Annotated in this window: 15 protein-coding genes; 8 read left to right on the forward strand and 7 right to left on the reverse strand. The window is 41.1% G+C overall.

All coding sequences use genetic code 11. From position 1 onward, the window contains the following. Positions 1–122 precede the first annotated feature (122 nt). On the reverse strand, positions 123–968 hold the full coding sequence (locus CC97_RS07120) for an Mrp/NBP35 family ATP-binding protein (protein WP_044974407.1): 846 nt from the start codon (positions 966–968) through the stop codon (positions 123–125). Between the two features lie 237 nt (positions 969–1,205). Here CC97_RS07120 and speD point away from each other — a divergent pair, with 237 nt between their 5' ends. From speD to nspC, 6 genes are all read left to right on the forward strand, one after another. Then, a complete protein-coding gene (gene speD / locus CC97_RS07125) occupies positions 1,206–2,030 on the forward strand; it encodes an adenosylmethionine decarboxylase (RefSeq protein WP_044974408.1) in 825 nt (274 codons plus the stop codon). A gap of 134 nt (positions 2,031–2,164) precedes the next feature. Next, positions 2,165–3,616 carry an aminotransferase class I/II-fold pyridoxal phosphate-dependent enzyme gene (locus CC97_RS07130; protein ID WP_044974409.1) on the forward strand — a complete coding sequence of 484 codons (1,452 nt, stop codon included), beginning with the start codon at positions 2,165–2,167 and terminating at the stop codon, positions 3,614–3,616. 6 nt (positions 3,617–3,622) lie between these two features. Beyond that, on the forward strand, positions 3,623–4,480 hold the full coding sequence (gene speE / locus CC97_RS07135) for a polyamine aminopropyltransferase (protein ID WP_044974410.1): 858 nt from the start codon (positions 3,623–3,625) through the stop codon (positions 4,478–4,480). Between the two features lie 20 nt (positions 4,481–4,500). Further along, positions 4,501–5,352 (forward strand): agmatinase, encoded by an 852-nt coding sequence (speB, locus tag CC97_RS07140; protein WP_081850018.1) that lies wholly within the window; start codon positions 4,501–4,503, stop codon positions 5,350–5,352. Between the two features lie 19 nt (positions 5,353–5,371). Further along, positions 5,372–6,589, forward strand: coding sequence for a saccharopine dehydrogenase family protein (locus tag CC97_RS07145; RefSeq protein ID WP_044974412.1), 1,218 nt, complete (start codon positions 5,372–5,374; stop codon positions 6,587–6,589). Beyond that, positions 6,576–7,718, forward strand: coding sequence for a carboxynorspermidine decarboxylase (gene nspC, locus CC97_RS07150; RefSeq protein WP_044974413.1), 1,143 nt, complete (start codon positions 6,576–6,578; stop codon positions 7,716–7,718). The genes CC97_RS07145 and nspC overlap by 14 nt, the downstream gene beginning before the upstream one ends. 350 nt (positions 7,719–8,068) lie before the next feature. Here nspC and CC97_RS20500 read toward each other — a convergent pair whose 3' ends face one another. The 4 genes from CC97_RS20500 to CC97_RS20925 all read right to left on the reverse strand — a co-directional run bounded on the left by CC97_RS20500 (position 8,069) and on the right by CC97_RS20925 (position 10,876). Beyond that, complete coding sequence (locus CC97_RS20500) at positions 8,069–8,206, reverse strand: hypothetical protein (RefSeq protein WP_197021839.1); 138 nt, start codon at positions 8,204–8,206, stop codon at positions 8,069–8,071. Between the two features lie 199 nt (positions 8,207–8,405). Further along, positions 8,406–8,594, reverse strand: a complete 189-nt coding sequence (locus tag CC97_RS07160; protein WP_044974415.1) for a hypothetical protein — start codon at positions 8,592–8,594, stop codon at positions 8,406–8,408. 269 nt (positions 8,595–8,863) lie between these two features. Further along, the gene (locus CC97_RS07165; RefSeq protein WP_044974416.1) at positions 8,864–9,901 is read right to left on the reverse strand and encodes a DUF6591 domain-containing protein; all 1,038 of its coding nucleotides are present in this window, start codon (positions 9,899–9,901) and stop codon (positions 8,864–8,866) included. A 165-nt stretch (positions 9,902–10,066) separates the two neighbouring features. Next, on the reverse strand, positions 10,067–10,876 hold the full coding sequence (locus CC97_RS20925; RefSeq protein WP_242848151.1) for a TM2 domain-containing protein: 810 nt from the start codon (positions 10,874–10,876) through the stop codon (positions 10,067–10,069). Between the two features lie 198 nt (positions 10,877–11,074). Between CC97_RS20925 and CC97_RS19535 the strand changes: the two genes are divergently transcribed. Next, entirely contained in the window at positions 11,075–11,467 is a 393-nt protein-coding gene (locus tag CC97_RS19535) for a helix-turn-helix transcriptional regulator (protein WP_081850021.1), read from the forward strand. 312 nt (positions 11,468–11,779) lie between these two features. Here CC97_RS19535 and CC97_RS07180 read toward each other — a convergent pair whose 3' ends face one another. Both CC97_RS07180 and CC97_RS07185 read right to left on the reverse strand, forming a co-directional pair. Beyond that, positions 11,780–12,691 (reverse strand): nucleotidyl transferase AbiEii/AbiGii toxin family protein, encoded by a 912-nt coding sequence (locus tag CC97_RS07180; protein WP_044974417.1) that lies wholly within the window; start codon positions 12,689–12,691, stop codon positions 11,780–11,782. Continuing rightward, entirely contained in the window at positions 12,675–13,316 is a 642-nt protein-coding gene (locus CC97_RS07185) for a DUF6088 family protein (protein WP_044974418.1), read from the reverse strand. Before CC97_RS07185 ends, CC97_RS07180 begins: the two co-directional genes overlap by 17 nt. 431 nt (positions 13,317–13,747) lie before the next feature. Between CC97_RS07185 and CC97_RS07190 the strand changes: the two genes are divergently transcribed. Next, positions 13,748–13,957, forward strand: a complete 210-nt coding sequence (locus tag CC97_RS07190; protein ID WP_044974419.1) for a hypothetical protein — start codon at positions 13,748–13,750, stop codon at positions 13,955–13,957. The last annotated feature ends 141 nt before the right edge of the window (positions 13,958–14,098 follow it).

Genomic DNA, 14,098 nt, shown 5'->3' on the forward strand with positions numbered 1-14,098 from the left:
GAAACGCTGATTTATTCATAAATCAGCGTGGGGCTCCGGGGCGAAGCCCCGCAAATCCCACCTGCGGAAATCCGGCAAAGCCGGATTTCCGATTTAATCAGTGTTTCCTTAATCTGTGAAAATTATTTATCAGCTGTTTTCTTTTCAACGGCAGCAAACGCCTTTTCAAGCCATTCTTCGTCACCGCACATTTCAACAGTGCCGTTGTCACATGCAGCAGCGATCTCAGGCTTTATCGGAATCTGAGCAAGAGCCTCGACGCCGTATTCAGCAGCAACTTTTTCAAGTTTGCTTTCACCGTAAAGATTTATCTTCTTTCCGCAGCAGTCACATTCGATGTAGCTCATGTTTTCAACAAGACCGATTATCGGAATGTTCATCATTTCTGCCATTCGGACAGCCTTACCCACGATCATTGAAACAAGATCCTGAGGAGATGTTACTATTATAATTCCGTCAACAGGGATTGACTGGAATACTGTAAGCGGAACGTCGCCGGTTCCCGGAGGCATGTCGATGAACATGTAGTCAACGTCGCCCCACATAACATCTGTCCAGAACTGCTTTACTGTACCTCCGATAACCGGGCCTCTCCAGATAACAGGTGTTGTCTCGTCCTCCATAAGAAGATTGAGTGACATGACCTTTATTCCTGTCTGTGTCACTGACGGATCAAGAAGATCCTTGTCATTTGCCGTTGCTCTTTCCTTAAGTCCGAAAGCCTTAGGAATGGAAGGGCCTGTGATGTCAGCATCAAGAACCGCCGTCTTATAGCCCTTTTTATTTGACTTTACTGCAAGTGATGAAGTAACGAGTGACTTGCCGACACCGCCCTTGCCGCTCACAACAGCAATTACCTTTTTGATTTTTGAATATTCATTAGTTTTTTCAATGAAGCTCTGCGGTTCCTTTCTTTCGCCGCAGCTGCTTGAACATGACGAACAGTCATGTGTACATGATTCGCTCATTATTACTGATGTTCCTTTCAAAATAATACTGAGTCTGAGTGATCACACCCCTGTAAAGCGAGCTCACAGCAGATGGCGGGCCGGCAGAGGATCAGTCGTTTATCAGACTATACTATAATATAATATCACACACGGACAACGATTGTCAATTCAGTGAATGTCAATTTAAGCAGGCAAAAATTCAGAAATTTATTGATTTTCACCTCAATATATGATAGAATAAATTGATACATTATTATGACTGGGAGGTCGATTAAAAAATTGGATAATAACAAGCTTTCCCTGTATGGGTTCAACAATCTTACCAAGACCCTTAGTTTCAACATTTACGATGTCTGTTATGCAAAAACCGAACGCGAACAGCATGATTACCTTCAGTACATCGACGAGCAGTACAACTCGGAACGTCTCACAAGAATACTGTGTGATGTAACTGATATAATAGGAGCCACCATTCTCAACATATCCAAACAGGACTACGATCCTCAGGGGGCTTCCGTAAATATTCTCATAGCGGAAGGCGAAGTGCCTGTTTCTGAAATAGACCAGTCATGCAACCGCGGTAAAATGGTCGCACATGAAACAGTGCATGCTCATCTTGACAAGAGCCACCTTACAGTGCATACTTTCCCGGAATCACACCCGGACAACGCTATCTCCACTTTCCGTGTTGACATAGACGTTTCAACCTGCGGTGAGATATCACCTCTTAATGCACTTGACTACCTCATCGAAAGCTTTGATTCTGATATTATCACGATCGACTACCGTGTACGCGGATTCACACGTGACGTTCACGGCAAGAAATACTTCATTGACCACGACATAACTTCAATACAGAACTACATCAACGAAGCAACGCTTCAGCGCTATGACGCAATTGATGTAAATGTATATCAGTCGAATATATTCCACACCAAGATGCTCATAAAGGAACTTCAGCTCCAGAACTATCTGTTCAACACTGACGTTTACGAGCTTCCGCCGAAACAGCGCCTCGATATTTCCAACAGCCTGCGCCGTGAGATGATCGAGATCTTCAGCGGTGCGAATATCTACTGATACATTTATCTGACAAGAACAGCTGATCCGGATCTCAGCACACCTTTACCGTACGCACGGATGAACATGCTTACGTAAAGAGGGTGTGCCCGGGTCAGTGTTTCCTATATTATGAAACGGAGGATTACCCGACAATGCATTATACCCAGAATGATGCTCCGTTATACGAAGCAATGAAAAATTTCAGACAGAACAGGGTCGTTCCGTTCGATGTTCCCGGTCACAAAGGCGGCCGCGGCAACGAGGAACTGACAGAATTTCTCGGAGTGAACTGTCTCAAGGCTGACGTAAACTCCATGAAGCCTCTTGACAATCTGTGTCACCCTGTTTCAGTCATAAAGGACGCACAGGAACTTGCTGCAGAAGCTTTCGGCGCAGCAGCTTCATTTTTTATTGTAAACGGCACCACCGGTTCAGTACAGGCAATGATAATGTCATCGACCAAGGAAGGTGACAAGATCATCATGCCGCGAAACGTTCACCGCAGTGCCATCAACGCACTGGTAGTAAACGGTGCAAAACCTGTCTACGTAAATCCGGGCGTGAACAACAGACTCGGCATACCGCTTGGAATGTCGGTCAAGGACGTGGAAAAAGCCATCGAGGAAAACCCGGACGCAAAAGCCGTTCTTATAAACAACCCGACTTACTACGGCGTATGTTCCGACCTTAAGGCAATAGTTGACCTCGCACACAGACACGGAATGAAGGCTCTTGTTGACGAGGCACACGGTACTCACCTCTACTTCGGAAAGGACATGCCGCTGAACGCAATGGCCGCCGGAGCAGACATGGCAGCTGTAAGCATGCACAAGTCAGGCGGTTCACTTACACAGAGCTCGATTCTCCTGCTTGGCCCTTCGGTAAACGAACCGTATGTCCGTCAGGTCATCAACCTTACGCAGACCACGAGCGCATCTTATCTCCTCATGTCATCGCTTGACATCGCAAGAAAGAACCTTGCTCTCAACGGTGAGGAAATATTCGCCAAAGCCACAAAGTACGCACAGTACGCCCGCGATGAGATCAACAGGATCGGCGGGTTCTACGCATTCGGGCCTGAGCTTATCGACGGCGACGCATTCTTTGATTTCGACAGAACAAAGCTCTCGGTAAACACTTTTGAGACGGGACTTGCCGGTGTTGAAGTCTATGACCTTTTACGTGACAAGTACAACATTCAGATCGAATTCGGCGACATCGGAAACATACTCGCCTACATTTCAGCCGGCGACCGTGCTCTCGAAATAGAACGCCTCATTTCCGCTCTTGCCGAAATAAAGCGCAGATATTCCAAGGACAAGTCCGGTATGTTCGATCACGAATACATAAAGCCTGATGTAACGATGACGCCTAAAAAGGCGTTCTTCAGCAGCAAGGAAAAGCTTGAACTTGAAAAATGCGAAGGAAAAATCTGCGGAGAATTCGTCATGTGCTACCCTCCGGGAATTCCGATCCTTGCTCCTGGCGAAAGAATAACAAAGGACATCATAGGATACATCCTCTACGCAAAGGAAAAGGGATGTTTCCTGACAGGCACACAGGACATGGAAGTAAACAGTCTTCAGATCGTAACAGAGGAGTGAAATAAAGTGGAACTTTGGTATACGGAAAACCATACTGACAATGTCAGATTTTCAATAAAGGTAGACAAACACTACTACTCGGAACAGAGCGAATTTCAGAAAATAGATGTCTTTGAGTCGAAGGAATTCGGCCGCATCCTTACTCTTGACGGCTATCTGATGGTAACTGAAAAGGATGAGTACATCTACCACGAAATGATCACGCACATTCCGATGGCGACCAATCCGGATATAAAAAGCGTTCTTGTCGTAGGCGGCGGTGACGGCGGCACAGTACGTGAACTCTGCCGTTACAGTACGATCGAAAATATCGATCTCGTCGAGATAGACGAAATGGTAGTTGACGTATGCAGAAAATATCTGCCTTCGATCTCATGCTCCCTTGATGATCCCCGCGTTCATATCCACTACGAGGACGGCGTACGTTTTGTACGAAATGCTCCCGACGGAAAATATGATCTCATTATCGTTGATTCAACAGATCCTTTCGGCGTAGGCGAAGGGCTTTTCACAAGCGAATTCTACGGAAACTGCTTCAGGGCACTGAACGATGACGGTATTCTGGTAAACCAGCACGAAAGCACATTCTACGATTCCTACGCAAATTCCATGAAGCGTGCTCACAGCAGGATCAAGGAATTTTTCAGCACTGCTCTTGTTTACCAGGCACACATTCCTACCTACCCTTCAGGCCACTGGCTGTTCGGATTTGCTTCAAAGAAATTCGATCCGCGCACAGACTTAAAGGCAGACTGGTGGAACAGCCTCGGACTCGTTACAAAATACTACAACACTATTCTTCATACAGGATGCTTTGCCATCCCTAACAATGTCAGAAACACACTTCGTGAAACATACAAATGATCACAGGAGGACAAAGAAGATTGAATAAAAATATAAGCACATTCATCGCCTGCGACGCTGAGTACGACGAAAGTAAAATAGTTATTTTCGGTGCTCCGTTTGACAGCACGACATCATACAGACCGGGCACACGTTTCGGAAGCTCTGCTATAAGAAACGAAAGCTTCGGCATTGAAACTTTCAGTCCCTACACGGACAGGGATCTTCTCGACACAAAGATTTTCGACGCAGGTGATCTTGAGCTCTGCATGGGAAGCAGCGAACTTGCCCTTAAGGACATCGAAGAATTTACAGACAAGGTACTTGAAGACGGAAAGATACCTTTCATGATCGGCGGCGAACACCTTGTAACTCTTGGATCAGTCCGCTCCGTTTTCAGAAAATATCCGGACCTTCACATCATCCACTTCGACGCACATGCCGATCTTCGCGATGACTACCTCGGAGTTAAGCTTTCACACGCATGCGTACTTCACAGATGTCACGATCTCGTCGGCGACGGAAAAATATTTCAGTTCGGTATACGAAGCGGAGACCGTGAAGAATTCCGCTGGGGAAAAGATCGCGTCTACACAAACCGTTTCAACTTCGACACACTTGAAGATGTGGTAACGAAGCTAAAGGGCAAACCGGTATACTTTACTCTCGATCTTGACGTACTTGACCCTTCAGTATTTCCGGGGACCGGTACTCCTGAAGCAGACGGCGTTTCCTTCCGCGATCTCATCAACGCGGTAAAACTTGTTTCAGAACTCGACATAGTAGGTCTCGACATGAACGAGCTTTGTCCGGTCTATGACCAGAGCGGTGCCTCAACAGCACTCGCATGCAAGCTTCTTCGCGAGATACTTCTTATGATCTATAAATTTTAATTTCAAGGAGGACAAAAAATTGGGTAGAGCATTAATTATTGGTGCAGGCGGTGTAGCAAGCGTTGTCGTACACAAGTGCTGCCAGAACAGTGAAGTATTTGAGGAGATCTGCATAGCAAGCAGAACAAAGTCAAAGTGCGATGCACTCAAGGCAAAGCTTGACGGCGGAAAGACAAAGATCACAACAGCTCAGGTAAACGCTGACAATGTTGATGAACTTGTTGCACTCATGAAGAGCTACAAGCCTGACATCTGTATCAACGTTGCACTTCCTTACCAGGATCTTACTATCATGGACGCTTGTCTTGAATGCAAAGTGGACTACGTTGACACTGCAAACTACGAGCCTCTTGATACTGCAAAGTTCGAGTACAAGTGGCAGTGGGAATACAGGGAAAGATATGAAAAAGCAGGTATCACAGCACTTCTCGGAAGCGGCTTCGATCCTGGCGTTACAGGTGTTTTCTCTGCATATGCTCTCAAGCACTACTTCGATGAGATACACTACATAGATATTCTCGACTGCAACGGCGGCGACCACGGCTATCCGTTCGCTACAAACTTCAACCCTGAGATCAACATCCGTGAAGTATCTGCCAACGGAAGCTACATTGAAAACGGCAAATGGGTTGAAACAAAACCGATGGAGATCAAGAGAGTATATAACTTCGACGAAGTTGGAGAAAAGGATATGTACCTTCTTCACCACGAAGAACTTGAATCACTTGCTCTCAACATCAAAGGCATAAAGAGGATCAGATTCTTCATGACATTCGGCCAGAGTTACCTTACACACCTTAAGTGTCTTGAAAACGTCGGCATGACATCTATCGAACCAATCATGTACGAAGGAAAGGAAATAGTTCCTCTCCAGTTCCTTAAGGCTGTTCTTCCTGACCCTGCATCCCTCGGTCCGAGAACAAAGGGCAAGACAAACATCGGCTGTATCTGCCACGGCGTAAAGGACGGCAAGGAAGTTCACTACTACGTATACAATGTCTGCGACCACCAGGAATGCTACAAGGAAGTAGGCTCACAGGCTATCTCATACACAACCGGTGTACCTGCTATGATCGGTGCCATGATGGTAATGACAGGCAAGTGGAAGAAGCCGGGCGTTCACAACATCGAAGAATTCGATCCGGATCCGTTCATGGATGCACTCAACAAGTGGGGTCTCCCTTGGAAGGAGAACTTTAACCCGGTTCCAGTAGATGACAGTCATGTTGAAGCCTGAATTTGATCCGTATAAGGTCGTTACTCCGTCATACATCATAGACGAGAAGGCACTTATACACAATCTTGAAATATTAAACGGCGTGGAAAAACGCACGGGCTGCAAGATACTTCTTGCTCAGAAGGCGTTTTCCTGCTATCATCTCTATCCGCTTATAGCAGAATATATCAGCGGTACAGCATGCAGCGGTCTTTACGAAGCACGTCTCGGTCATGAATGCATGGGTAAGATAAACCATGTGTTCTGTGCCGGATACCGTGAAAACGAAATAGATGAGATCACAGATTACTGTGACCATATAATATTCAATTCATTTTCACAGCTCGACCGTTACAGGGACAGAGTCCTTGCAAAAGGAAAAAAGATCGGTCTCCGCATCAATCCTGAGTTCTCCACACAGGAAGGTCACGAAATCTACGATCCCTGCTCCCCTGTTTCCCGCCTCGGCATCACTTTAAAGAACTTCAGAGAAGGCGATCTTGAAGGTGTTACAGGACTTCATTTTCACACGCTGTGCGAACAGAATTCCGACGATCTTGAAAAGACACTCGACGCCTTTGAAGAAAAGTTTGGAAAATATTTAAGCAGAATGGAATGGATCAACTTCGGCGGCGGTCATCACATTACCCGTGACGACTATGACATCCCGCTTCTTGAAAAGTGCATAAAACGCATGCAGGACAGATACGGCCTCGAAGTATTCCTTGAACCCGGTGAAGCCATAGCACTGAATGCCGGTTATCTCGTTACTGAAGTTCTCGACATAATCGAAAAGGACGACATGAACATTGCAATTCTCGACACATCAGCCGCATGCCACATGCCGGATGTTCTCGAAATGCCGTACCGTCCTCCACTTCTTGATTCAGGCAAAGCAGGTGAAAAGAAATACACCTACCGTCTCGGTTCACAGACCTGTCTTTCAGGTGATCACATCGGTGAATATTCCTTCGACGAAGAACTTAAAATAGGTTCCAGACTCGTATTCGCCGACATGGCCATCTACACAATGGTCAAAAACAACACCTTCAACGGCATGGGCCTCCCGTCCATCCTGCTCTGCAGAAAAGACGGCACAATAGAAACACTTAAGTCCTTCGGCTATGAAGATTTTAAAATGAGATTATAATAACAAAACACGCAGGTTATCGAGCCTGCGTGTTTTTTTCTACTATAACCATCCAGAAATATTGATACCTTTGGCGGTAAATTTACTACGACATTTTCTACGACATTTCCTACGACATTTTCTCTCTTTCCTTCTTCCTCTGCCTTTATAGAAGCAAATTCTGAATTAATATATGCTATCACTTGTGTATAATCATCCGAGTCATTATCCGGACCGAAAACCAGCCTTGGAGAAAGGTAATCGGAGGTCAACGACCTCCGATTGCTATTTTATTAAAATGACTGCAATGCAGCCATTTTATCATATTGTAGTAGCGAAGTTTTGCACAATATAATAATTTGCATACGCTTCTATTCTTCTTCAATTTGTCCTCTTGCAGATGTGGTTAGCTCCATCATCTTTTGTTTGTAAGTGTCACCGTCGATTTCTTCATCGGAATATTGACGCATTAACTCATTGATTTGTTCTTTCAGTTCTTCTTTGGTCATTTTTCTTTCTCCTTATAATTTGTTGCTTTGCCAAAAACGTACATCTGATACTTTTCCGCACATATCACATTGTAGTGGTTGAAAGAAACCACCACGTTCAAGTATATCTTTTGCATCAGCGTTTGCTTCAAAGCTAGCTGAAGCATTTTGCATACAATATGGACACATATATGTGCAATGCACGGTTAATGAATTATTATCATTGTAAAATATCTGGTATGTTCTTCCCGGCATTTGCTTGTGCGGTCTTGCCATTAGTTATCATTGCTCCTTCCGTTCCAATAGTCTTCATGTGATTCAAGTATGTTATCTGCAGAAATACTGTTTTTATAACCACACTCGGAACATTTCCATACATAGTGATGATCGTCGAATCTATCTTGGTCATTCAGATAAGCTCCACAACGATCACACCACCAATCAGTATCTGGAAATCTATCGCTCATATTTTACACCTCCATTTTATATATCACAGTCCAGTGCAAGGTGAACATTACAATTTCGTAGATAAGTGTCTCAACAACCACTTTTTCTAAAATGAATACTGTAGCTGATTGAACATCACGTTTTCAGAACACTTATGTAAAACCAATCATGAAATAAAAGTAGTTATTGTATAGTGTAGTCGTTTTAAACGTTAATGAATAAGCTATATTTTTATTCATCGTTTTCAGTATTATTGTTTCGTTGAGAAAGCATTATCGATATTTCTTTTTCACTTTCACTATAACTTAAATTTAACCTGTAACCTTCAGAATCAGAACCGTAATAATAATTAAAATAATCTCCTATGCTTTCAACTACATCATTTACAAAACCTTTATCTTTGCACATTTCGATATATTCTTTGTAATTGTCTAAAGTCATTCCCTGAATGTCAAAACTTAACACATTTGTATTTTTGCCATAAAACTCATTATCTATACATATTGCATCTATCTTAGGAAGTCTGTCTGCTATGTCATAATCCACCCACTTCTTCACGGTTTCAGTTTTTGAGTCTTTATTGTATTTACATGATTTAAAATCGTAATAAACTGTTTTCATCAGTTCTCCGTCAATGTATTCAATTTCCGCAATATCTGGCTCTACAAGCTGGAAATGATCGAATGATCTCATATATATATATCCAGTAAAATAATGCAGATCTATATTAGAAACTGATTCATCTTTAGACATAAGTGTATCTGATTCTGCATACATTGATATCCCAGTTATTGATTTTTTTATTTCTTCAATGTCTTCTTCTGTAGCGCCTGTCATATTTTTCAATTCTTCAAAAAAAGTACTCTTTTGTTCTTCTGAAATATCCTTTTTTTCGGAAAAAGATAAACGGAAGCTTCTAATAGGATAGTTACTATTGTTTTTTACAGACATCAAAACAGTTCTTTCTCCATCATCTATCAGTTCTTCTACTGACCAAACAATATCTTCAATAACAGGATAATCAACTTTATCAGTTTTTATTTCATCACTTGTTACACCTTTTAATGTTTCAATTACTTCTCCTTCACTTTCTGATAACGTTGATCCTTCAGAAGCAGCATCAGCACTGTTATCCACGGAAGAGTTTTCTGTTAAAACGCTTTCCTGATTAACACTATTATCTGATATTCCTGTACTTCCACAAGACGCCAAAGTCATCATCAATATAATAACAGCTAAAATATATTTTACGTTACTGGTTATTTTCATTAGTATTCCTCCCCAATATTCACATTATGTTTTCTGTGTTCAAAAAAACACTTTTGAACACGCCCCTATATATTCACTCTACTTTTAAGAATATAGTACAGAACACCTCGACGAGATGTCCTGTACATTTTTCGATAATCATCTTTCTATTCCCAATGTTCAGCATTATACATAATATGGGTTTGGCGTAAAAAGAAGAATTATAAAATCTATAAACCAGCCAAGTCCGCCAAGTCCTAATGTGAACATATATAAAAGTCCAGTTCCAATTTTGCCCTCATAAAAACGATGAATGCCACACCAGCCAAGAAGCAGACAAAGGAGTAAAGCTACCCATTTATTTTTCTTGCGGCCATAATTCCCCACATTATTAGTATTAACATTTGTGTTTGTATTCTGAATAACAATGTTCGGCTGTTCTGTTTTCATCTGTCCAATCTGGCATCCACAACTTGTACATATAATAGCTGCTGCCGGAACCATAGCACCACAAGTTGAACAAAATTTGGTATTACCATTAGGAACGTTTCTTTGCATATTCTGTGGCATCATACCCATCTGTGGGTTCTGATACATCATATTCATCTGCTGTCCTTGCTGTGGCATCATGTTCATCTGAGGATTCTGGTACATCATGTTTACTTGCTGCCCCTGCTGTGGCATCGCCATTGGTTGTCCTGACTGCTGCATTGTCATTTGAGGCATTGGCTGAGTATAATTTACTTGCTGTTGTGCCTGAAATGTAGCTTCTGCTCCTTGAGTATCTTCCGTTTCCACCTGAGTGTTCTGCATTACAGTTTCAGAATGTTGAATTTCAACAGATGAATTCTGATTGCTTGAATCATTAGTAACATCTTGCACTGTCTCAGAAGCCGAACTTGTTTCGTCATTTTTACTAACTGTGATTTCTAATGAAGCATTACCTTCATTAGCTGTAATCTCTTCACGCGTAGTATTATTATTTTCTGTGTTCATAATAATCCCTCCTGTTATCATTAATCATTGTAACTTGTGTACAAAAAATCATACACCTCATGTCATTATTATATCAAAAAGGAATGTTTGTGTCAACCCTTTAGGGATGTTTTATTAACCCCTATAAGGATTTGAATAATCTTTTGTTTGACGATACAATTTAAAAAAATACCTTCAGGGTAGAATGTAGGTGTTCTAATGAAAGAAAACAATGGAACAATTTCAAACATAATAGGTGACCGTATCCGTAAACTTCGTACAGAACAAAAATTAAGTCAGGAGGAACTTGCATTTGCATCAGAACTCCATTCCGCATATATCGGTAAAATAGAACGCGGTGAAAAATGTCCGACTGTAGAAACTTTATATAAAATCGCCAAGGGATTAAAACTTCCACTTTACAAACTCCTTGACTTTACATCCGAAACAACCACTGACGAAAATGTAGCGCTTTTCAGAATAAATGAAGCTCTCTGTGGATTAAATGACGATGAAAAACTTAAGGTTGCTCAAATAGTAGAACATATATCAGACCTTATAAAGCACAATGAGATAAATATGACTATAAATGAAACTAAGATTGATCAATAGCAAGTTTCCAATATGATTCACTTAAAAACTACTTTCTGCATGGTGATTTTATCGTTGCACAGGGTCATATCTCCGGTGACTGGGAGGTAACTTTCCCGTTAGAGTGATATTGCATAAACGCTTTTTACTTTTCTCCTCTTTTTTATTCCACACATTTCCGCCATAAATAGCCATTTAGAAACAAAACACCGCAAGATCCGAATTATAATTAACCGGATTTTGCGGTGCTTTTTTGTATTTTCGAATATAATTTCAGAGCCTTTGTTCTGTATGGACAAATAGGTTACTGATATTTACATATGCCAGGTATATTTACTCACTGAATATCCCTGAACGGACAATTTTATCAATTGCCGATACAGCTTCATCGTACGGTATTCTTTCTTCAAGAAGCTTTAATGTAAGTGTCTCATAATCCTCTCTGTAAATTTCCTCTTTAACTATCAATTCCAGTAAATCCGGAATATTAACACCAGGCTGTGCCGATGGACAAATATTAGTTTTCGCTCTTTCGCACCTGACTTCTTTAACTAATTCTTTTAAATCCTCAGTCAACGGAACAATCTCCAGTAATTTATAAACGTCATATAGATGGCGTGAATATTTCTTAATTCTTCCCTGCAGATAATAATCACATACAGCAAAAACCTTATCCGCTAATGTTCTGTCAAGCGACTGAACCTTCATATCAAATAAATCAAGATTATATGTTTCTATCAATTCAGGCGCTTCATCACTAAATGTATCACCAACATAACTATGAACCGGAAGCAAAACTGTCGGAAACGATATCTCTGCAAACGAAGTTTCCATTAATACAGCATTCTTAACTGCATCATCAGGTTCTTCCAGTACTGAGTTATATTCGAGAATGTACCTGTTATAACTTCTGCGGCTTCTCGTTTCATCAATATTCGGAATGCTAAGATCAAGATCCAGTGCAATTGATTTAATGGCTTGCTTCAGTTTTTTCATCTGCCCTTGTGAAAGTTTCCTGTCTATCGTAATATCAATATCTTCTGAAAATCGTTTAATTACTTTATGACACTTTGATAATGAAGTTCCACCTTTAAAAACTATATAATCCAGTCTGCTTGCCAGTCCCTTAAGAATCACTGTTACATAATAATCTTTTTCAACTGCTGACGGAAGAATTCTGTACCTGTCTGCCGCTAAATTGATCGCCTCATAAAACTCCTGTTTACTCTTATGTAGCCACGCCATTTAATAACCCTACCTCGTACATATTTTTATAGATTCTTTCCGGATAATATTTGAAATATGGTTTCAGCATATCAAATTCCAAATTCCTTGTTTTAAGATAGTAAAGTAAACGTTCAGTAAGCACCGGACCATCAACTTCAGAAACTTCAACTACTTCTCTCATAAGATCAAGGAACTGTAAAGCATAAACATTCTGCTCATTAACTTCTGTATATGGTCTTCTTACAATCACACGAAAATTTCCGAGTCTGGTATCCCTGTAGTCAGTCGTTGCTTTATTGGAACAGACCTCATACGTCATAGGTACCTGTGTTGTAAGTCCGAGTTTATTCGCAAACAGAATGCCGCTCAGATAACCGCATCTGTTTTCACCGTCCTGCAAATATTTCTTTTTTATCACTTCATCTACAGACAATGCGGACCCAGACTTAAATATAGATTTTTTTGGAATATAATATATACCCGTATCAAATCTCTTCACTCTTCCGTCTTCCGTTAGTTTCTTTAACTGCTGACGAACTGACACATCACTAATTTCCGGAACAGACAGTTCTGAAAGGAAAACCGGTTCGTTTTCCTGATAATTTTCTATGAGATATTCAAAAACATTATCTGCCTGTGACATTACCGACCCTCCTCTCCCTACTTTTAAGAAGCGTTATCTTTCTCATTTGTTATGATATCACTTTTTCAGAATAATGTCAAGAACAAATAAAACATTGTATAGATATTTCAGATGTGTTTTGTTCAAGAAGGAAATTACTGCAAATAACAGAATAACCGGTATACTGATTATAAGAATAACATCAACTTCATTTTCTCTATAAAGTATCGACTCAAACCGGACGCCTGAAAAGGTGTTCGGTTTTTTCTATTGCAGAGACCGCTCTGCAGGGGCGATCTCTACCGATTATTCTGTAAGTTAATGATAGTACATAAAATCATTCACTATCCTCGTAAAACCATCCTATAGTTAATAATTCAATATTGATTTTCATGGTATTATGTGTTACAATAGTATCGAAGAGGAATATATTATATATCAGGAGACAATTAATGAAAAATGACATTGAAAGAGGTCATGAAGAAATGTGCAAGATAATGGATGAAATTAGTGCCGAAAGAGAACGTCAGAGAGTTCTTCGTATAGCTATCAATCTTATTAACAGAGGAAAGGATACTGCACAGGAAATTGCAGACCTTACAGGACTAACAGTTGAAGAAATCAACCAGCTTTCAACACAACTGGCTTCTATAACCGCTTAATTTGTGTCTTTTAGCTGTATTCTAAAGTCAACATAACAAAATATTACCGGGAGTATTGACGAATGCTCCCGGTTTTTCTATTGCACCGCAGGCGCAGCCTTCGCTAAAGGCATACCGATACCATAAGATTATATACAGTTT

The sequence above is a fragment of the Ruminococcus sp. HUN007 genome (genome assembly GCF_000712055.1).
GTDB lineage: Bacteria > Bacillota > Clostridia > Oscillospirales > Ruminococcaceae > HUN007.